The sequence below is a fragment of the Niveispirillum sp. KHB5.9 genome, from assembly GCF_048066115.1.
Taxonomy (GTDB): domain Bacteria; phylum Pseudomonadota; class Alphaproteobacteria; order Azospirillales; family Azospirillaceae; genus Niveispirillum.
On sequence record NZ_JBLTYX010000017.1, the window covers coordinates 114215 to 133927 of the forward strand.

A 19713-nucleotide genomic window follows, 5' to 3' on the forward strand; every position below is an offset into this window, starting at 1 on the left:
GAATCGCGCGAATCGCCTCGGCGGTCCCAGACAGCCGGAACCGGCTGATGGCGCTGTACGTGGGCAAGGACAGGCAACATTACTGGTCGGCCCGCGCGGATCTGGAGACGCAGGCGGAGAAACGGCCGGTGCGGCTGTTCCGGGTGAACGCGTATCTGTTCGATACCTGCAACATCCTAGGCATCGTCCTGGGGGTGGCGTCGCTGCTGATGGCGGGTGCGGCACTGGCGCTGATGGCGATGGGGGACCCGCGCTGTATAGTTCCTGCCCTGGGGGCCTGTTTCCTGCCGGTCCTCACCTGCATCATCATGCTCTGGCTGTGCAGCCGGCCGATGCGCTTCCAGGGACGCCTGCGCCTGCTGCGACCACAGCCACTGGGTTACGTGCTGTTCTATCAGGCACAATTGCTGGGAGGGGCCCTCTTCATGGGGTTCATCCTGTGGATGGCGCACAGGCCGGAGGCGGGCAGGCCGCCGGACTGGTGGTTCAACGCATTGCTGGGCCTGATGATTGCCGAATGCCTGCGCAGCAGTTTCATGCATCTGTACCGGCTTCGCCGCGCGCTGCGGAGCGCGCAAGGCAAGGGGAATTGACCTGAATGCCGCTTTACCAGGACGACCAGGGCCATCTCTACTGGCATGACCGCATCGCCGCGACACTCGCCCCGGTGCCGCCGTCCGAGCAGCAGGCCGCGCACGGCATCTGGCCCAAGATCGCCCGCATCCGGCCGGGCCGGGCGCGGTGGCTGCAAAGGGGGTGCCTGGGGCTGATGGGAGCGGCACTGGTGCTGGCCGCATTGTCGATGCCGGTGGCGTCGCATGACTGGCCGCTGTCACTGGGGCTGGCCGTCCTGGGCTTCGCCGTGGCGGCGTTTGCCAAACTCTTCTTCATCGACACGCTGTGCACGGAGCGCGTGCGGTTCGACCGGCCGCTGACCCTGGCGCCCACCCAGCCCTGGGCACCGGGCCTGCTGCGACTGGGTCTGGTCCTGTCCATGGCCGGGCCGGCCCATGCCCTGTTCTGGGCGCCGGGGCTGGATGTCATGGGCGGAGCCGGGCGGTCGGTGTTCGTCCTGCTGCTGCTGGCCTGGCTGGTCTGGCGGCAGGCGTGGCGCTGGAGACGGGAACGCAAGGCGATAAAGCTGGCGGTGACAGGCCTCACCGGTTCCGCAGCCACTCCACCAGCGCCCTGAGCGGCCCCGGCACATGCCGGCGGCTGCTGTAATAGAGGTACGGACCCGAAAAACGCAGCGACCAGTCGGGCAGCGCCTCCACCAGTTCCCCCGCCGCGATATGCGGGGCCAGCAATTCCGCGAAGGTGTAGATCCAGCCCAGCCCGTCCATCGCCGCACCGGTCAGCAGGTGGCTGTTGGAGGCGACCAGCGGGCCGGACGGGTTCAGCTTCACCCCCTCCCCGTCGCACTCGAACTCCCAGGGCAGCAGCGCGCCGCCGGGGAAGGACTGGCGCAGGCAGGGGCGCGACAGCAGGTCGGTGGGATGCTGCGGCAATCCATGCTGCGCAATATGGGCCGGTGACGCAGCCAGAAGATAGCGCTGCACCCGCGGCCCCATCGGTACCGCCACCACATCCTGGGCCAGCGCCTCCTCATAGCGCACACCGGCATCGAAGCCGGCGGCGAAGACATCGACGAAGGCGTTCTCCTCCTCCACCTCCACCCGCACACCGGGATGCGCCGCCAGGAACGGCCCCAATATATCCGGCAGCACCACCCGCGCCACGATGCCGGGCACGTTCAGGCGCAGGGTGCCGAACGCCGTACCGCGATATTGGTCCAGCCCGTCCAGCGCCTGGGTCACCGCCGCCATGGCCGGGGTCAGGCTGTCCACCAGCCGTTGGCCGGCCTCCGTCGGCGTCACGCTGCGCGTTGTGCGGTGCAGCAAACGCATGCCCGTCGCCTCCTCCAGATCGCGCACGGCCTGCGACAGGGTGGAGGCGGAAACACCGCGTTCACGTGCCGCACGGCGGAAATTGCGGTGCCGCGCCACAGCAAGAAAGGCGTCGAGATCGGACAGGGAATGCGGCTTCATTGTACGGATTTCCGAACAGGTCATTCAGATATAGCCGGATTATCGCATAATCTCACCCCTGGCAGAATGGCCCCATCGCAATTCGATTGCCGGAGCCGCAACCATGCTGAACCAACGCACCCTCTGGGCCCATGGGCCCGCCACCGCCCCGCTGGCCCTTGGCTGCATGGGCATGTCCGACATGTACGGCCCCGCCGACCGGGCCGAAAGCATCGCCACCATCCATGCCGCCTTGGATGCCGGCATCAACCTGCTGGATACCGGCGATTTCTATGGCATGGGCCATAACGAGATGCTGATCGCCGAGGCGCTGAAGGATCGGCGGCGCGAAGATGTGGTGATCAGCGTCAAGTTCGGCGCCCTGCGCGGACCGGAAGGCGCCTTCCAGGGCTATGACGCGCGGCCCAAGGCCATCCGCAATTTCGTCGCCTACAGCCTGAAGCGGCTGGGCACCGACCATATCGACATCTACCGCCCCGCCCGCCTGGACCCCGACGTGCCGATCGAGGATACGGTGGGTGCGGTCGCCGATCTGGTCAAGGAAGGCCATGTCCGCCATATCGGCCTGTCGGAAATGGGCGCGGACACCATCCGCCGCGCCGCCGCGGTGCATCCGATCAGCGATCTGCAGATCGAATATTCGCTGATCAGCCGCGGGATCGAGGATGCGATCCTGCCCACCTGCCGCGAACTGGGCATCGGCATCACGGCGTACGGTGTGCTGTCACGCGGCCTGATCAGCGGGCATTGGACCAGGGACAAGAGCAGCGCCGGCTTCCGCGCCATGAGCCCGCGCTTCCAGGGGGAGAACCTGGACCATAATCTGGCGCTGGTGGAAGTGCTGCGCGGCGTGGCCCAGCGCATCGGCGCCAGCGTGGCCCAAGTGGCCATCGCCTGGGTCGCCTCGCGCGGGGCCGACATCGTGCCGCTGGTGGGCGCGCGGCGGCGGGATCGGCTGGCGGAGAGCCTGGGTGCTGCGGCGCTGGTGCTGTCGGCGGATGAGCTGGCCGCCATCGAGGCGGCGATCCCGGCCGATGCGGCGGCGGGCGACCGATACCCGACGGTGCAGATGGCGCATCTGGATAGTGAGCGGTGAAGGGGGTGTAAGGCGGGGACGTTTGGGTGCCAGAGCCCCATTAATATCCACCGTCACCCCGGTGACAAGCCGGTGCCCAGCGTGAGGCGCGGTCAGCGCCGATATGACTCATGTCGCGGCTGACGCCGCTCTGCGCCTGGGCCCCGGCTTTCGCCGGGGTGACGGTAGAGTTGGCGGCATGCGAGGTGCCCAGAGTTACGCTACCGCTCCGGTCCCACCATCCGCATGAACATCTCCACCATCGTCCGCACATGCCGTTCCCGCTCCCCATCATCCAGCGGTGGGCACAAACCTGTGGCGATGCGGAAGAATTGTTCGCCATGCACCATCATGCAGAAGGACTGCGCCCCGGCCATCGCGTCGGGGCAATAGACCGCGCCGCGTTCATGCAGCCCCGCCAGATAATTGCGCAGTGCGGCCAGCAGGATGTCCGGGCCGCAGCGGAAATAAATCTCCGCCAGGCCGGGGAACTTGATCCCCTCCCCCATCACCATGCGCCACAGGCCCTGCGCCTCCGGGTCCATCAGCAGATCCAGCAAGGCGCGCGCGATGCGGGTCAGCGTCTCGCGCGGACACAGGGCCGAGAGATCGGGGGCCGATAACGGCTCCATGATCTCCCCGCAGCGCTGCGTCATCATGGCCTCGAACAACCCCTCCTTGCTGCCGAAAAGTTGATAGAGTGTGGACAGCGAGCCGCCCGACCGCCGGACAATGGCGGAAAGGCTGGCGCGCTCGAACCCGTGCTCGAAAAAGATGGCGGCGGCGGCGTCGATCATGGCTTGGCGCCGCGCAACCATACGGGGAGAGTGGTCGGCGCTGTCGGCGGCGTGTTCGGTCGTCATCGGCGGATCATGGCATTTCCGGTTCCGGCACCGCAATGGTGCGGGGCGTGATCGCCGTCACTGGCGAAGTGTAATGTAGGTTACATTATCCTGCGCATCATCATAGTGCTTTCCGGGGGATCGTGACATGGCTTGGGTTCGGGGCGCCGGCGGCGTGCGGCGGGGGGCGGTTCTGGCCGTGCTTTTGCCTTTGGTCCTGGCCGGCTGCGGGGGCAAGGAGGCGGAGACCGCCCAGGTCCGGCCCGTGCGCGTGGCGCCGGTCAGCTTCAAGGACAGCCATGCCGATCGCGGCTTCACCGGCACCATCGTGCCCCGGACGGAGGTGCAGGCCGGCTTCCGCGTCGGCGGGCGCATCGCCGCCCGTCTGGTGGAGGTGGGCGACCGGGTGAAGCCCGGCCAGGTGCTGGCGCGGCTGGACCCGACCGACCTTGCTTTGTCGTTGCAGGCCGCCGAGGCACGGCTGGCCCAGGCGGACGCCCAGTCGCGCCAGGCGGCCGCCGACCTGAAGCGCTATACCCCGCTGCTGGCCAGCGGCACGGTTTCCCAGGCGCAGTTCGACCGGGTGAAGGCCGCCGCCGATGCGGCATCGGCCCAGCGGCGCGAGGCGCAGTCGGGGCTGGAGATCGCGCGCAACCAGCGGGCCTATGGGTCGCTGACCCTGGACCAGGGCGGGGTCGTCACCGCCGTGCTGGCCGATGCCGGGCAGATGGTGGGCGACGGGCAGACCGTGCTGCGCATGGCCACCGACCTGGGCAAGGAAGTGGCGATCGACGTGGCGGAGGCTGATCTGGCCCGCCTGTCGGTGGGCGGGGCCGCGCATATCGCCCTGTGGGCCGACCGCGACCTGACCTTGGCCGGCACGATCCGGGAGATCACGCCGGTGGCCGATGCCGCCAGCCGCACCTTCCGCCTGCGCGTCACCCTGCCGGCCGATGCGCCCGAGGCCGTGCGCCTGGGCATGACCGCCAATGTCCGCTTCCCCGATGCCGGCGCGCCGTCGCTGGCGCTGCTGCCCTCGTCCGCCCTGTTCCAGCAGGGGGACAAGCCGGCCGTCTGGGTCCTGGCCCCCTCGCGCGACCGGGTGCAACTGCGCCCCGTGGAGGTCGCATCCTACCGCCCCGACGGGGTGGCGGTGACGGGGGGCGTGAAGGAGGGTGAGTTGGTGGTCACCGCCGGCGCCCACCGGCTTGACGCCAACCTGCCCGTGCGCGTCTGGGATGGGGGCCTGCCGTGAGCGGACTGAACCTTTCCGCCTGGGCCATCCGGCACCAGGCACTTGTGCTGTTCATGATCGTCATGTCGCTGGCCGTCGGCGCCTATGCCTTCGTGACCTTGGGCCGCGCCGAAGACCCGCAATTCGCCATCCGCACCATGGTGGTCACGGCCCAGTGGCCGGGGGCGACGGCGCGCGAGGTGCAGGAACAGGTCACCGACCGCATCGAACAGACCCTGCAGCAGGTGCCCAATTACCACTTCACCCGGTCCTATGCGCGGCCGGGGGAGACGGTGATCTTCATCAACCTGCATGATTACACCCGCTCCGACACCCTGCCCGACATCTGGTACCAGGTGCGCAAGCGGGTGGGCGACATGGCCCATACGCTGCCCGCCGGGGTCATCGGGCCCCAGTTCAATGACGAGTTCGGCGACACGTTCGGCATCATCTATGCCTTCACCGGCGACGGGTTCAGCCAGACGGAAATGCGCCAGGTGCTGCTGGCCGCGCGCCAGCGGCTGCTGATGCTGCCGTCCATCGGCAAGGTCGACCTGCTGGGCGTGCAGGAGGAGAAGATCTATGTCGAGTTCGACACCGGTCGCCTCGCCTCCCTGGGCATCAGTGTCCAGCAGATCGGTCAGGCGCTCGCCGCCCAGAACGCCGTCAGCCCCACCGGCACCATCGATACCGGCACCGACCGTATCCGCGTGCGGGTGACCGGGGCGCTGAAGACCGAGGACCAGGTCCGCAACCTGCCCATCCAGGCGGGCGGGCGCCTGCTGCGCCTGGGCGATATCGCCGATGTGCGGCGCACGTCGCAGGACCCGGCCGACACGCTGATGCGCCATAATGGCCAGCCGGTGACGGGCCTGGCCATCGCCATGGCCGCCGGTGGCGACATCCTGAAGCTGGGCGACGCCGTGAAGGCGGAAATGGCGGTGATCCAGGCGGCCCTGCCGCAGGGCATCGACATCTCCCTGGTCGCCGACCAGCCCACGGTGGTGCGCGAAAGCATCGATGAGTTCGCCTCGGCCCTGGCCGAAGCCCTGGCCATCGTGCTGGTCGTCACCTTCCTGTCGCTGGGCCTGCGCACCGGCATCGTCGTGGCCCTGTCGGTGCCGCTGGTGCTGGCCGTCACCTTCGCGGTGATGAAGGGCGTGGGCATCGACCTGCACAAGATTTCCATCGGCGCCCTGATCATCGCGCTGGGCCTGCTGGTCGACGACGCCATCATCGCGGTGGAGATGATGATGGTGAAGCTGGAACAGGGCTGGGACCGGGCCAAGGCGGCGGCCTTCGCCTGGACCTCCACGGCGTTTCCCATGCTGTCGGGCACGCTGGTCACCGCGGCCGGCTTCGTGCCCGTGGGCTTCGCCCATTCGGCGGCGGGTGAATATACCGGCGCCATCTTCTGGGTGGTGGCCACCGCACTGCTGGTTTCCTGGTTCGTGGCGGTGATCTTCACCCCCTATCTGGGCTTCAAGATGCTGCCGCAGGCGCATGAGAGCGCGCATGCGGTGGACCATAATGCCGCGTACGACAAGCCCATGTACCGCAAGCTGCGCGCCAGCCTGGTCTGGACCGTGCGCCACCGTTTCATCGTGATCGCGGCGACGGTGGGGGCGTTCGTGCTGTCCATCGTCGGCTTCGGCTTCGTGCAGCAGCAATTCTTCCCCAATTCCGCGCGCCTGGAACTGGTGGTCGATCTGGAACTGCCGGAAGGCACCTCCATCGGCGTCACGGCGGCCCGCGTGCATGAGCTGGAGGCCTTGTTCGCCAAGGACCAGGGCATCGAAAGCTACAGCGCCTTTGTCGGCACCGGCGCCCCGCGCTTCTACCTGCCGCTGAACCAGGAGCTGAGGCGGCCGAACTTCGCGCAGTTCATCGTCGTCACCAAGTCGCTGGAACGCACCATCGAGATGGCCAGAAGCCTGCCCGGCGAACTGGAGGCCCGCTTCCCCGACGTGCGCACCCGCGTGGCGCGGCTGGAGAATGGCCCGCCCGTGGGCTATCCGGTGCAGTTCCGCGTCATGGGCCGCGATCCGGAATTGCTGCGCAGCATCGCTGGCGAGCTGCGCGACCTGATGCGCACCAACAAGCACACGACCGACGTCAACCTGGACTGGACGGAGAAGGTGAAATCCGTGCGGCTGGTGGTGGACCAGGACCGCGCCCGCGCGCTGGGCGTGACCAGCCAGGATCTGGCCCAGTCGCTGCAGACGGTGATGACCGGCTATACCGCCACGCAGTATCGCGAGGGGATCGAGCTGATCGACGTGGTCCTGCGCGCCGGGCAGGATGAGCGGGTGGCGTCCGACCGGCTGGCCGAACTGCGCCTGCGCGGCCCCAACGGGCCGGTGCCGCTGTCGCAGGTCGCTCGGCTGGAATATGGGCTGGAGGATGGCATCCTCTGGACCCGGTCGCGCGATCTGACGCTGACCGTGCGTGCCGACCTGAAGGGCAATGTCCAGGCCCCGACCGTGGTGGCGGAGATCGAGGCGGTGCTGGGCCCGATGCGCGCCAAGCTGCCCACCGGGTACCGGATCGAGGTCGGTGGGGCCGTGGAGGAAAGCGCCAAGGGCCAGGCGTCCATCATGGCCGTGGTGCCGGTGATGATCGTCCTGATGCTGACCGTGCTGATGGTGCAGTTGCAAAGCTTCCAGCGGGTGGTGCTGGTGTTCCTGACCGCACCGCTGGGCCTGATCGGGGTGACCCTGGCGCTCCTGCTGTTCAACCAGCCCTTCGGTTTCGTGGCGCAGCTGGGCGTGATCGCGCTGGCCGGGATGATCATGCGCAATTCGGTGATCCTGGTCGACCAGATCGAACAGGACATCGCCGCCGGCCATGGCCGCTTCGACGCCGTGGTCGATGCCACGGTGCGCCGCGCCCGGCCCATCGCCCTGACGGCGGCGGCGGCCGTGCTGGCCATGATCCCGCTGTCGCGCAGTAATTTCTGGGGTCCCATGGCCATCTCCATCATGGGCGGCCTGATCGTGGCCACGGCGCTGACCATCTATTCCCTGCCCGCCATGTATGCCGCCTGGTTCCGCGTGAAGGCGGACGAGACCGGCCCGACGGCGCCGGGCGGATGGGGTGCGGCGGAGTAGGGCGCCACGCCCTCCAACCTTCTCCACCGTCACCCCGGCGGAAGCCGGGGCCCAAGTGACGAGCGCTTTGCTCTACGAACTGGGCCCCGGCTTCCGCCGGGGTGACGGTTTATATTGAGGGAACCCTGGCAGCCCTTAGGCAGCGCGCATGCATCTCCGTCATAACTAGATATATCTGATATGCATCGAATCCCTATCGACTTTACCGTCGCGCGACCTCATATCAGATATATCGAATTACGATCTGATAGGGAGACACGACATGCGCGGTTTCTTTGGACGCGGTGGCGGGTTCGGCCGGGGCGGGGGCTTCGGCGGTGGAGATGATGATGACGATATGCGCGGTTTCGGCCGCGGCGGTCATCATGGCGGCGGGCGCGGCCGGCACGGGCGCGGCTTCGGTCATGGCGGGCTGCGGTTGGTGCTGCTGAAGCTGATCGGTGAGAAGCCCAGCCACGGCTATGAATTGATCAAGGCGATCGAGGAACGGTCGCAGGGCCGCTACGTCCCCTCACCCGGCGTGGTCTACCCGGCGCTGAGCTGGCTGGAGGATGGCGGCTTCATCACCATCGAGGCGGGGGAGGATGGCCGCAAGCTGGCCCGCATCACGCCGGCCGGAGAGACGTTCCTGGCCGAACAGGCCGGTGAGGTCGACCGTCTGGCCGCCATGATGCAGGGCGGCGAGGAGGAGGGGCGGGGCGGCATCCATGAATACGCCGCCCTGTTCCGCGCCATGCATAACCTGAAGGCCGCTTTGCGCACCCGCGGCCTGCGCCCGTTTTCCAAGACAGAGGTGGAGACCATCGTCGATTGGATCGACGAGTTGGCCCGCAAGATCGAAAGGCAATAAGCATGCCCGATACCATCATTCCGGCGCGGGAGCCGCGCCGTGTGCGCTACGACACGCGCCGCCGCGACCTGACCGTCACCGCCACCAGCCTGCTGTCCCCGCATATGAAGCGCATCGCGCTGTCGGGCGATATGGAGGGGTTCCAGTCGCTGGGCTTCGACGATCATATCAAGCTGTTCTTCCCCGATCCGGAAACCGGCGAGGTCGCCCTGCCCGGCGGCGAGGCCAAGCCCGTCGGGCGGGATTACACTCCCCGTTTCTTCGACGTGGCCGCCGGCACCCTAGTGCTGGATTTCGCCCTGCACGGGATCGAGGAAGGGACCGCCGGCCCGGCCACGCGCTGGGCGCATGGTGCCGGGCCCGGCGACCGGCTGGTGCTGGGCGGCCCGCGCGGGTCTTCCGTCTGGCCGCTGGATTTCGCCCTGCATCTGCTGATCGGCGATGACACGGCCCTGCCCGCCATCGCCCGCCGGCTGGCGGAATTGCCGGCGGGGGCCCGGGCCATCGTGCTGGCCGCCGTGGACAGTCCCGACGACCGGCTGTCCTTCAACACCAGGGCCGATGCCAGCATCCATTGGGTGTTCCGCGACCCGGCCCATGGCGGCCACGATCTGGCGGCGGCCGTCGCCGGCCTGTGCCTGACGGAGCGCGATGTCTTCGCCTGGGTGGCGACGGAGGCGGCACAGGCCCGCCTGATCCGCGAGGAACTGGTGGGCCGACAGGGGCTGGACCCGCGCCACATGAAGGCCGCCGGCTATTGGCACAAGGGCGAAGCCGGGGCCCATAGCAAGATCGAGTAGAAACGAAACGGCCCGGTGATTTGACGATCACCGGGCCCCTGTTGTTATGAGCGCTTGCCACGCACCAGCCGCCAGGCCATGCGGCCCAGATAGATCGCGATACAGCCATAGACCACGACCTTGGACACCGGGTCGACCCAGCCTTCCACCCGGTCGTAATGGTTCTCCAGCAGATAGCCCGCCGCCGTCAGGAAGCCGGTCCAGACCAGCGACCCGATGGTGGTCAGCGCCAGGAACAGCGGCATCGACATGCGGGCCATGCCGGCCGGCACGGAGATCAGGGTGCGGATGGCCGGCACGATGCGGCCCAGCAGCACGGCCTTGCGCCCATGCTTCTGAAACCAGCCGAAGGCCATCTCCACATCCGGCGGGTCCATGGTCATGATGAAGCCGAACCGCTCCGACAGGGCGATCAGCCGGTCATGGCCGAAGAACCGGCCCAGATAATACCAGGGCAGCGCCCCCAGCACCGACCCGGCCGTGCCGACCAGCACCACCAGGATCGGGTCCATCTTGCCTTGCGCGGCCAGGAAGCCGCCCAGCGGCATGATCAGTTCCGAGGGGATGGGCGGGAACAGGTTTTCAAGGAACATCAGGAACAGCAGGCCCCAATAGCCCATCTGATCCACCAGGTTCAAAAGATTGTCGAACATCTGTCTTTCCAGTCGGCGCCCTGCTTATCGTCCCTGTAGCGCATCGCCGCATCCGCCGCCATGGCAAAGGTGGTTTCAGCCCCTCTACCCGTTCGGCACAGGTTCACGCATGCTTCTCCCCATGACCTAAGCCGGATGGTCTATTCCTTAGGGGCAAATTTCGGCTATCATAAGGACGTGGGTAAGGTATCCTTGCGTGATCCCCGTTCAATGGCGCCGACCTGATATGGTCTGGCGGCCGGTTGGCGGTGGTAACCGGTTTCACCCGCCGTTCCGGTTTGGAAACGGCGGCGCGTCGTTCAGGAGAGTGGCTATGGTATTGTCCAGGCGTGTGGCGGAGCCCCCAAAGGCCGGGGAATGGTTGGAAGAGCTGAAGATGCCGCGGCGCCGGTTGTTGGTGCACGCCGTGCATCAGCACACCGCCCGCCCGACGCATGTGGAGTTCCTGGTCGAGGGCCGCAACAGCGACCGGTTGTCGCTGGCGCTGGAAGTGGTGCTGGACGCCACCCGCTTCCGCCGCCTGGGGCACAGCCAGCACGCGGCCTGACAACGGAAGCGATCCCGGAATGATGGACGCCGCCAGACCCTGCGGGGCCGTGGCGGCGTTTTGATTGGGGGGCGAGGTTTACCCGGCTGCCTGCACCTGAAACGCCAGCAGCCACCAGGCGGCCCCACCCGCCAGCACGGCCAGCAGGCTGGGCAGCCCGACATAGAGGCCCAGCCGCCCGCCGCCCACCGACCCGGCCATCACCGCCTTTGACATCGTGTTGACCGCAACGGCCAGCAGGATGGCCGCCGTCGGCAGGTGGAAGGCAGCCCCTTCGACCGGCCCGCCGCCCTGTCGCGCCATGGCGATGGTGATGGCATCCACATCGGCGATGCCCGACACGGCCGCCCCCAGCAGCAGGCCGGCATCACCCACGAAACGGCGCAACAGCTCCGCCCCGATCAGCACGATGGCGATGAAGGCCGCCAGCTTCAGCGCCGTGGCCAGTTCCAGTGGATTGGACAGGGTCAGGCCATTGCCCTCCTTGTCCTCCTCCCCATCCTGCTTGCCGCCCGGCAGGCCGCCTTCCTTGTCGCCCCGCCACATCAGCAGGCCGACGGCCAGACCCAGCACCACCAGCATGGCCCCCGCCGGCCCGGCCAGGGGCAGCAGCAGCGACCGGTTCAGGATGCCGGCCACCAGCACGACGCGCCCCATCATCACCATGCCGGCGATCAGCACACCTGCCGCCAGCAGGCCGGTACCGCCCTCCTGCTGCCGGGCCAGCCGCGACAGGGTCAGGGTCGTGGCGGTGGACGATGCCAGCCCGCCCGCCGTGGCCGCCACCAGGATGCCGGCCTTTTCCCCGAACAGGCGCACGGCAACATAGCCGCCGAAGGAGATGGCGGCGATCAGGATGGCCAGGAACCAGATCTCCGCCGGGTTCAGCACGCCCCACGGGTCCAGCGGCCGGTTGGGCAGCACGGGCAGGGCCAGGAAGCTCATCACCGCCAGGATCAGGACGGCGCGGATCTCCACCCATTTCAGCCGTTTCAGCCAGCCATGCAGCTGGTCGCGCAGCAGCAGCAGCAAGGTGGCGGCCACGCCCGCGGCCACCGCCACCCGCACCTCGCCCAGCACGGCATAGGCGCCCAGCAGGAAGACCAGCAGGCCGGAAACGACCCCGGTGACGGAATTCCGCCCCTCCTCCCGCGATTCCATCCAGTGGAACATTGTGAAGGCGCCGGTGAAGCCCAGGAAGGCCATGCCCAGGAAGGGCAGATTGTCCAGCCCATGGGCCAAGGCGCCGGCCACGCCGCCCAGCAGGCCGGAAATGGCGAAGGTGCGCAGGCCGGCCGCGCGCTGGCCTTCCGGCACCTCGCGCTGCTGCCAGCCGCGTTCCAGCCCCACAAGCAGGCCGATGGCCAGGGCCACGCCCAGGCGCATCAATATCTCAAGATCGGTCACGTCGCTTCCCCCGCGGAAACCTTGGCCGGTCCCGCCCAACTGCCATAGGAGCGCATTGGCGTGCATGCCGCCTTGCGCCTTGTCAATTTGAGCATGGGGAACAAGGCGGTGGGGCGGTTGTTCCGGTGCGAACACGAAGCTTCCGCGAAACTGTTGGGCACTACCGTTGCCACTCTCCCTACCGTCACCCCGGCGGAGGCACTAACTTAAGGGATTTGCACTTCCGTAGAAGCCCCTTCCACCGTCACCCCGGCGAACGAAGGCCGGGGCCCAAGTGACAAGCGCTTCGCCCTACGACATGGGCCCCGGCCGCAGCATGGGTGACGGTAGAGAGATGAAATCTCTGGCAAACCGGTCCCTTCGCGGGAGGAAAGAGCCACTCAAGCCCGCGCCAGGGAATGGTTGAACAGTTCCAGCAGCAGCGGGAAGGCCGACAGGCGATCGACCAGCATCACACCCAGCGCACCACGATCCTCATGGTCGATATGGCGGATGGTGACGGGCAGCCGGGCCCAGCTGTGCCCATCGGGCCGCAGCACCGTGACATCCACGCGCTGGCCGATGACGAAGCCGCCCGACGCTTCCTCCGTCCGCACGCGCAGGCCCCCGAACGACCAGTCGAGCAGGCGTGCGGGACGGCCGGCCACCATCAGATAGATGGGCTCCGTCGGGTTGCGCGGATGAATCCGGCGTTCGGCCGGGGTATCGGACATGGCGATCATGGATACAAATTTATCAAAATGTGCCCAAATCCGATACTGCCCGGAGGATATAGAAAGATCATTACCGGCCGCGCGCAATGCAAAGCTGCCTTGAATAAGCTGCCCTAATGAAAAAGGGCGGCCCGGAGGCCGCCCTTTCCCAACGCTTTGATCCCGTTTGGAACGCGGATCAGAACTCGTACTTCACACCCAGCTGGATCTTCCACACCGAAGCGCGGTTGCTCAGCTGCTCGGTCACATCGCGACCGGCGGCGGTGAACACGTACTTGCCGTCGGTGCCGATCGTCGCGGTCGGGCCGGCGATCGACTGGAAGAACGGAACGGCTTCCTGACGGCCCCAATCCTTGTTCAGGAGGTTGGTCAGATTGATGATGTCCATGGTGATGATGGCCTTGTGGCCTTCGATCGGCGCCGGGATTTCCTGGGCCAGCTTGGCATCGACCGAGTAGGTCCAGGAGCTCTCGAACGCGCCGCGCGGAACGATGCCGCCACGGTACTTGTCCAGGCCGTTGCGGGAGATGTAGGCATCCATCACGTCGGCCTTGACCGTGCTGGCCGTCCAGTTGACCAGCGGATCGCTGGCGCCGGTCGGCACATACATGGCTTCACGCGAACGGTTGGACCGGCAGGCCGGATCGCCGAACGGGTTGGCCGTGGACGAGCAGGTGAAGCTGAACGTGTAAGGCTTGCCCGAATAGGCCTGGCCGAACAGGCTCAGCGACGACTTGAACCCATCGAAATACTCGACGCTGTAGCTCGTGTTCATCGTGAAGCGATGTTTCGTCTCGTAGGACGAAGTGCCCAGCAGATCCGAGTTCGGATCGGTGGTCACGAACTGCTCGTAGTTGGAACCGGCCACCGAGCTGGTGCCCTGGCTGGCATCGTCGCTGTCCTGATAGGCGTAGCCGGCGCCGAAATCGACATCACCGTACTCCGTCTCCCAGTACTTGGAGCCGTACAGGGTCAGGATCAGGCTCTTGCCCTTGTCGGTGTTGGTCAGCAGCAGGTCGGAGCCGTTGCCGCGCGTATCGCCGGCCTGGATGTTCTGGGTATAGATCGGGCGGCCATCGGGGGCCGTACCGGTCTTCACCAGACGCAGGTCGCGATAGAAGTTGGCGTCCTTCACGCGGGTATAGATCGCCTCGGCCGTGAACAGCCAGTCGTCACCCAGGCCCGGGATGTCCACCTTCTGGTCGACAGCCATGCTGAACTTCCAGGAGGACGGCATCTTGTAGTTCGGGTCGAGCGCGTTGACGAAGCCCTCGCCGACGGTCGTCAGGCGGGTGGTCGCAGCGCTGGGCACCTGACCGGTGACACCGTTCAGCAGCAGGGCGTTGGCGGCGGTCAGCGTGCCGGAGCGGGTGATGTCCAGCGAACGCTGTGTCACGCCGTCATTGCTGTAGCCGTTGGACAGCCACACGGCCGCACCGGTACCGGAGAACAGGCCGGCGCCACCGCGGACAACCGTGCTTTCCGTGGCGTCATAGCTGAAGCCCAGGCGCGGCAGCCACAGGTCGATGCCATCGATCGTCGCGTTGTTGGAGAAGCCGTAGCGCGTCAGGAAGTTGGCATTGGCCAGCGGCTCGTCGTTGGTCTTGTACAGCTCGTAACGCAGGCCGCCCTGGAGCTGGAAGTCCGGGTTGATGTCCCACGTATCCTGCAGGTAGAATGAATGGACCGTGTAGTCCCACTTCGCCGCCGCGTCTTCCGGGTTGCCCGAAACGGCGTTGGCATAGCGGAAGCGCTGGGCCTGACGGTTCTGGAAGGCCTCGATGGAGGCGAATTCCCAGTAGCCCAGGCTGCGCTGCAGGAACAGGTTGTAATAGTCGACGTTCTCGTACTCGTAACCGCCGGTGATCTTGTGATCGCCCAGCAGGTACGTGCCCTTCAGCTTGGCGCTGTCGGTCTTGGTGTTCAGGACGTTGCTGTGCGACGAGATGTCGGGACCGATAACGACCTGGCCGTTATTGGTGTTGTTCGGCGTCAGGCCGGTGGCCAGCGTGCTGATGCGCATTTCGCCAAAGCCCATGCCGTTCAGCGGCAGACGCAGGCTGTCCACTTCCTTGCGGGCCAGCTTGACCTCGGTGGAGAAGTCGGACGACCAGTCAGAGAACAGCTGGAACGAGTAGCTGTCCATGATCTGGGTGTAATTGTACATGTTCGACTGCAACGACAGCGTGCGCGGCGTGGCGCTGGTGCTGGACGAAGCGTCGCGGATGTTGTTGCCCTCGTTGCGCTGATAGGCGAACGAAGCGCGGTGCGCGTCGCTGATGTTCCAGTCCAGCTTGGCGAGGATCTTCTCATCCTCTTCCGGCAGGCTGCCATCGGCCAGACCCAGCGTGTCATAGCCATAGACAGACTGGGCGATAGCGCGGATCTGCGCGACCTGGGCCGAGGTGATGCCGGCGACGGGGTTGCCCAGGCCGCTGTCGGAAGTGCCGAACACCACCGGGGCCTGGCTCTTGAACTTCTCGTAGCTGGTATAGAAGAACAGCTTGTCTTCGATCAGCGCGCCGCCCAGCGAACCGCCCCAGGTCTTTTCCTTATAGGGGCTGATCAGGTTGCGATTGTTGCCGGAGCGGGTGCCCGACAGGCTGTCATCGCCATAATAGTAGAAGAACGAACCGTGCGGCGTGTTCTCACCGGACTTGGTGACGATGTTGATCGTGCCGCCCTGGAAGCCGGAATATTCCACATCATAGGGCGCGGTCAGCACCGACAGGCCTTCGATGGCGTCGATCGACAGCGGCGAGCGCTGGGTCGGGTAGCCACCGGCGTTCAGGCCGAAATCGTCGTTCTGCTTCACGCCGTCGATGGTCAGGCTGTTGAAGCGGTTGCTGGAACCAGCGATCTGGATGGCCGACGAATTGGTGACGTCGATGAAGACCTTCGGATCGTTGCGGACGATGTCCTTCAGGTCGCGGCTGATCGACGGTGCATTGTTGATCTGCTGCTGGTTGAAATTCGTGCCGATACCCACCGTCGTGGTCGTCGCGGTGCGCTCACCGGTCACCACGATCTCTTCCATCTTGGCGCCCAGCGCCAGATCCAGGGCGAACGGCTCGCCCAGGGACACGAAGATGCCTTCCAGCACCTGCGGCTCGGAGCCGGAGGAGGTGATGGTGACGGTGTAGGGGCCACCGACGCGCAGACCGCCGGCCTGGAAACGGCCCTGGTCGTTGACGGTGGTGACGGAGCGCGTGCCCGACGGCGTATGGACGATCGTCACCTCGGCGCCTGTGGCGGGCGCGCCGGCGGCGGTCGTGATCTGACCCGTCATGGACGAGGTCGTCTGCTGCGCGATGGCCGGAATGGCCCAGGAAGAGGCGACGGCCAGCGCCAGGGCGCCCGTGCCGATGTTCAAAGCGGACAGCTGACGGCGGAGGATTGCCGCCGCCTTCTTGTTTTCAATGGTCATACGAAAGCCCCCAATAAGCCGGACCGGATCGGATTGCGCGGACAACACCAGATGCCCATGACGCTTAGGTAACGAATAAATTACAGTTCCATGACAAGCACCTCCCGAGCTATGCCTTGGGAGGCCTGAGCGGCTATATCTCGACCAGCGTATCATTACCGCCACAGTTTTGCGGCGCAGCATGCCGGTTCCGGGGGTCTCGACCCGCAGCCCCTGCATTTTTTAACCGTGATTGCTGCGATGCACCTGCTGCTTGGCGGCAACAGAGCCCGATGGAGCGTGTCCCGTGATTCGTAGCTTCCCTGCAAGCACCCTGATGGCGGGTGCCCTGTTCCTGGCCCTGGCGGGCAATGCAGCTGCCCAGGAGAAGGTCGAACTGCAAGTCCTGTCGACCACCGACTTGCATATGTATTTGGAAGACTATGATTACTATGCCGACCATACGGATGCGGGCGTCGGCCTGGTCCGAGTGGCACCGCTGATCCGGGCGGCGCGCGCGGCCAATCCCAACACGCTGCTGGTCGATAATGGCGACCTGATCCAGGGCACGCCCATGGGCGACTGGGTGGTGCGCGAGCGCGGGGTGACGAAGGACAAGCCGGCCCATCCGGCCATGGCGGCCATGAACCTGCTGAAATATGACGCGGCCATCCTGGGCAACCACGAATTCAATTTCGGGCTGGAGGTGCTGCACAATGTCTATGCCACCGCCAAGTTCCCCGTCCTGTCGGGCAATGTGTTCAAGGTCGAGGGTGGCAAGAGCGACCAGCTGATGTTCAAGCCCTATGCGATCCTGGATCGCGAGGTCGTGGACGCCAAGGGTGCCAAGCACAAGATCAAGGTCGGCATCCTGGGCCTGCTGCCGCCCCAGATCATGATCTGGGACAAGGACAAGCTGGAAGGCCGCGTCACCACCCGCGACATGGTGGACATGGCGAAGATCCATGTGCCGCAGATGAAGAAGGAAGGAGCCGACATCGTCATCGCCGTCGCCCATACCGGCCTGACCTTCCTGAACCGCGAGGGCGGGGAAGAGAATGCCGCCAATTATCTGGTGGAAGTCCCCGGCATCGATGCCCTGGTCACCGGCCACAGCCACCGCGTCTTCCCGAGCCGGGAATATGAGGGCCTGCCCAAGTCCGACCTGAAGCAGGGCACGGTCAATGGCAAGCCGGTGGTGATGGCCGGTTATTACGGTTCCCATCTGGGCGTGATCACCCTGTCGCTGGAAACCAAGGGCAAGGGCTGGACCGTCACCGGCGGCAAGGGCGAGGTGCGGCCCATCCAGGACCGCCAGGATGGCCGCACGGTGGCCACCGACCCCGATGCCGAGGTCGCGACCCTGCTGGCGCCCAGCCATGAGGGCACGCTGGCCTATGTTCGCCGCCCGGTGGGCAAGACCACGGGCCGCATCCATTCCTTCTTCAGCTTCCTGGGCGACAGCGCCGGGGTGGAACTGGTGGCGGAAGCCCAGCGCGCCTATGTGGCCAAGGCGCTGGCCGGCACGCCGGATGCCAGCCTGCCCCTCCTGTCGGCCGTGGCCCCGTTCAAGTCGGGCGGCCGTCCGGGGCCGAAATTCTATACCGACATCGCGGCGGGTGAGATCGCCATCCGCAATGTCGCCGATCTCTATGTCTATCCCAACCAGATCGCGGCGGTGAAGCTGACTGGCGCCCAGGTCAAGGACTGGCTGGAAATGGCCTCGAGGGCCCTGTCAGTGATCGACCCGAAAAGCACGATGCAGCAGCCCCTGGTCAACACGCGCGTGCCGGCCTATGTGTTCGACATCATGGACGGCATCACCTACACGATCGACCTGACCCAGCCGGAACGGTTCGATCGCGACGGCAAGCTGGCCAATGACCAGGCCCACCGCATCAAGGATGTGATGTTCCAGGGCAAGCCCATCGACGACAGCCAAGTCTTCATCGTCGTCACCAACAATTACCGCGCCAATGGCGGCGGCTCCTATCCCGGCCTGGATGGCACCACCGTCATCTATCAGTCGCCCGACACGGTGCAGTCAGCGGTCATCGACTATATCCGCGCCAAGGGCGTGATCGATCCGTCCACCGACCACAGCTTCCGTCTGGCGCCGATGCCGTCCAATGTGAACCTGCTTTATGAAAGCTCGCCGCTCGCCCAGGAACTGATCGCCGAGCAGCCGGCCCTGACCTATGAGGGGCCTGGCGAGAACGGCTTCGCCCGCTTCCGCGTCGATCCGGTGAAGATCGGGGGGGCCAAGTGACGGCGGCCCGCCCCCGGCTCTATCTGGCCGGCCCCGACGTGTTCCTGCCCGATCCGCTGGCCGCTTCCCAGGCGATGAAGGCCATCTGTGATGAGCTGGGGCTGGAGGGCGTGTTCCCCATGGACAATGCCCTGTCCCCCGCCGGGGGTGAGGGCGGGGCGGCCTTCGCCGCCCGCATCCGCCAGGCCAACCTGGACCTGATCCGGGGCGCCGACGGGGTCATCGCCAATTGCATGCCCTTTCGCGGGCCCTCGGTGGATGACGGTACGGCCTATGAGATGGGCTATGCGGCCGCCCTGAACAAACCCGTCTTCCCCTGGTCGGGCGACATCCGCCCGCTGTTGCAGCGCACGCAGTCGCGCCAGTATCTGGCCCATGATGGCCGCGTCTGGCGCGATGCCGACCAGATGGAGGTGGAGGAATTCGGCCTGCCGGTGAATTTGATGCTGGTCGACCCGGCCACGGGGCCGGTGCATCCCAGCTTCACCCAGGCCGCCCGCGCCGCGGCGGCGTGGTTCAAGGCGGCTTAAAGGGGGAGCAGCGCCCCCCTCACCGCACGCGGCGGAAGCGCTGCAAGTCGGCCAGGGCGAAGATCGACAGGCTGAGCCGGTGGACGGGATTGCCGTCGACCGCCAGCTCGACATTCGGGGCCGGGGTGCCCGGCTTGACATGGACGGCCATGATCTGGAACCGCCGCTTGGGCGGCATCAGTTCTTCCACCCATTCCCCCGGAGAAAAATCAATCACTTCCCGCGCCAT

General features: G+C 66.4%; 17 protein-coding genes. 10 read left to right on the forward strand and 7 right to left on the reverse strand.

From position 1 onward, the window contains the following. Positions 1–47: 47 nt before the first annotated feature. Positions 48–593, forward strand: coding sequence for a hypothetical protein (locus tag ACM9HJ_RS23300; RefSeq protein ID WP_416574167.1), 546 nt, complete (start codon positions 48–50; stop codon positions 591–593). Between the two features lie 5 nt (positions 594–598). Further along, positions 599–1192, forward strand: a complete 594-nt coding sequence (locus ACM9HJ_RS23305; protein ID WP_416574168.1) for a hypothetical protein — start codon at positions 599–601, stop codon at positions 1190–1192. Here ACM9HJ_RS23305 and ACM9HJ_RS23310 read toward each other — a convergent pair. After that, a complete protein-coding gene (locus ACM9HJ_RS23310; protein WP_416574169.1) occupies positions 1158–2048 on the reverse strand; it encodes a LysR family transcriptional regulator in 891 nt (296 codons plus the stop codon). The genes ACM9HJ_RS23305 and ACM9HJ_RS23310 overlap by 35 nt on opposite strands. A 103-nt stretch (positions 2049–2151) precedes the next feature. Here ACM9HJ_RS23310 and ACM9HJ_RS23315 point away from each other — a divergent pair, with 103 nt between their 5' ends. Beyond that, entirely contained in the window at positions 2152–3144 is a 993-nt protein-coding gene (locus ACM9HJ_RS23315) for an aldo/keto reductase (RefSeq protein WP_416574170.1), read from the forward strand. Between the two features lie 200 nt (positions 3145–3344). Here the strand turns inward: ACM9HJ_RS23315 and ACM9HJ_RS23320 are convergent, their stop codons facing one another. Continuing rightward, positions 3345–3986, reverse strand: a complete 642-nt coding sequence (locus ACM9HJ_RS23320; protein ID WP_416574171.1) for a TetR/AcrR family transcriptional regulator C-terminal domain-containing protein — start codon at positions 3984–3986, stop codon at positions 3345–3347. Between the two features lie 127 nt (positions 3987–4113). Between ACM9HJ_RS23320 and ACM9HJ_RS23325 the strand changes: the two genes are divergently transcribed. The 4 genes from ACM9HJ_RS23325 to ACM9HJ_RS23340 all read left to right on the forward strand — a co-directional run bounded on the left by ACM9HJ_RS23325 (position 4114) and on the right by ACM9HJ_RS23340 (position 9959). After that, positions 4114–5220, forward strand: coding sequence for an efflux RND transporter periplasmic adaptor subunit (locus ACM9HJ_RS23325; RefSeq protein ID WP_416574172.1), 1107 nt, complete (start codon positions 4114–4116; stop codon positions 5218–5220). Further along, positions 5217–8309 carry an efflux RND transporter permease subunit gene (locus ACM9HJ_RS23330; RefSeq protein ID WP_416574173.1) on the forward strand — a complete coding sequence of 1031 codons (3093 nt, stop codon included), beginning with the start codon at positions 5217–5219 and terminating at the stop codon, positions 8307–8309. The genes ACM9HJ_RS23325 and ACM9HJ_RS23330 overlap by 4 nt, the downstream gene beginning before the upstream one ends. 262 nt (positions 8310–8571) lie before the next feature. Beyond that, positions 8572–9159, forward strand: coding sequence for a PadR family transcriptional regulator (locus ACM9HJ_RS23335; RefSeq protein WP_416574174.1), 588 nt, complete (start codon positions 8572–8574; stop codon positions 9157–9159). A 2-nt stretch (positions 9160–9161) separates the two neighbouring features. Then, a complete protein-coding gene (locus ACM9HJ_RS23340; protein WP_416574175.1) occupies positions 9162–9959 on the forward strand; it encodes a siderophore-interacting protein in 798 nt (265 codons plus the stop codon). Between the two features lie 44 nt (positions 9960–10003). On the opposite strand, the gene ACM9HJ_RS23345 is transcribed toward ACM9HJ_RS23340, so the two are convergent. Next, entirely contained in the window at positions 10004–10612 is a 609-nt protein-coding gene (locus ACM9HJ_RS23345) for a DedA family protein (RefSeq protein WP_416574176.1), read from the reverse strand. A gap of 406 nt (positions 10613–11018) precedes the next feature. Between ACM9HJ_RS23345 and ACM9HJ_RS23350 the strand changes: the two genes are divergently transcribed. Further along, the gene (locus tag ACM9HJ_RS23350) at positions 11019–11159 is read left to right on the forward strand and encodes a hypothetical protein (RefSeq protein ID WP_416574177.1); all 141 of its coding nucleotides are present in this window, start codon (positions 11019–11021) and stop codon (positions 11157–11159) included. A 78-nt stretch (positions 11160–11237) separates the two neighbouring features. Here ACM9HJ_RS23350 and ACM9HJ_RS23355 read toward each other — a convergent pair whose 3' ends face one another. The 3 genes from ACM9HJ_RS23355 to ACM9HJ_RS23365 form a co-directional block, all read right to left on the reverse strand. After that, a complete protein-coding gene (locus ACM9HJ_RS23355) occupies positions 11238–12566 on the reverse strand; it encodes an MgtC/SapB family protein (protein WP_416574178.1) in 1329 nt (442 codons plus the stop codon). A gap of 380 nt (positions 12567–12946) precedes the next feature. Beyond that, entirely contained in the window at positions 12947–13279 is a 333-nt protein-coding gene (locus ACM9HJ_RS23360; RefSeq protein ID WP_416574179.1) for a PilZ domain-containing protein, read from the reverse strand. A 178-nt stretch (positions 13280–13457) separates the two neighbouring features. After that, entirely contained in the window at positions 13458–16706 is a 3249-nt protein-coding gene (locus tag ACM9HJ_RS23365) for a TonB-dependent receptor (RefSeq protein ID WP_416574180.1), read from the reverse strand. Between the two features lie 286 nt (positions 16707–16992). On the opposite strand from ACM9HJ_RS23365, the gene ACM9HJ_RS23370 reads away from it, so the two are divergent. Then, a complete protein-coding gene (locus ACM9HJ_RS23370; protein WP_416574181.1) occupies positions 16993–18954 on the forward strand; it encodes a bifunctional 2',3'-cyclic-nucleotide 2'-phosphodiesterase/3'-nucleotidase in 1962 nt (653 codons plus the stop codon). Continuing rightward, the gene (locus ACM9HJ_RS23375) at positions 18951–19484 is read left to right on the forward strand and encodes a nucleoside 2-deoxyribosyltransferase (RefSeq protein WP_416574182.1); all 534 of its coding nucleotides are present in this window, start codon (positions 18951–18953) and stop codon (positions 19482–19484) included. Before ACM9HJ_RS23370 ends, ACM9HJ_RS23375 begins: the two co-directional genes overlap by 4 nt. A 19-nt stretch (positions 19485–19503) precedes the next feature. Here ACM9HJ_RS23375 and ACM9HJ_RS23380 read toward each other — a convergent pair whose 3' ends face one another. Further along, the gene (locus ACM9HJ_RS23380) at positions 19504–19713 is read right to left on the reverse strand and encodes a hypothetical protein (protein WP_416574183.1); all 210 of its coding nucleotides are present in this window, start codon (positions 19711–19713) and stop codon (positions 19504–19506) included.

What these genes read in the sequence shown, in the direction of transcription:
- ACM9HJ_RS23300 (WP_416574167.1), top strand. Translation starts at nt 48, where the DNA reads ATGGCGCTGTACGTGGGCAAGGACAGGCAACATTACTGGTCGGCCCGC.
- ACM9HJ_RS23305 (WP_416574168.1), top strand. Translation starts at nt 599, where the DNA reads ATGCCGCTTTACCAGGACGACCAGGGCCATCTCTACTGGCATGACCGC.
- ACM9HJ_RS23310 (WP_416574169.1), bottom strand. Translation starts at nt 2,048, where the DNA reads ATGAAGCCGCATTCCCTGTCCGATCTCGACGCCTTTCTTGCTGTGGCG.
- ACM9HJ_RS23315 (WP_416574170.1), top strand. Translation starts at nt 2,152, where the DNA reads ATGCTGAACCAACGCACCCTCTGGGCCCATGGGCCCGCCACCGCCCCG.
- ACM9HJ_RS23320 (WP_416574171.1), bottom strand. Translation starts at nt 3,986, where the DNA reads ATGACGACCGAACACGCCGCCGACAGCGCCGACCACTCTCCCCGTATG.
- ACM9HJ_RS23325 (WP_416574172.1), top strand. Translation starts at nt 4,114, where the DNA reads ATGGCTTGGGTTCGGGGCGCCGGCGGCGTGCGGCGGGGGGCGGTTCTG.
- ACM9HJ_RS23335 (WP_416574174.1), top strand. Translation starts at nt 8,572, where the DNA reads ATGCGCGGTTTCTTTGGACGCGGTGGCGGGTTCGGCCGGGGCGGGGGC.
- ACM9HJ_RS23340 (WP_416574175.1), top strand. Translation starts at nt 9,162, where the DNA reads ATGCCCGATACCATCATTCCGGCGCGGGAGCCGCGCCGTGTGCGCTAC.
- ACM9HJ_RS23345 (WP_416574176.1), bottom strand. Translation starts at nt 10,612, where the DNA reads ATGTTCGACAATCTTTTGAACCTGGTGGATCAGATGGGCTATTGGGGC.
- ACM9HJ_RS23360 (WP_416574179.1), bottom strand. Translation starts at nt 13,279, where the DNA reads ATGTCCGATACCCCGGCCGAACGCCGGATTCATCCGCGCAACCCGACG.
- ACM9HJ_RS23365 (WP_416574180.1), bottom strand. Translation starts at nt 16,706, where the DNA reads ATGACCATTGAAAACAAGAAGGCGGCGGCAATCCTCCGCCGTCAGCTG.
- ACM9HJ_RS23380 (WP_416574183.1), bottom strand. Translation starts at nt 19,713, where the DNA reads ATGGCGCGGGAAGTGATTGATTTTTCTCCGGGGGAATGGGTGGAAGAA.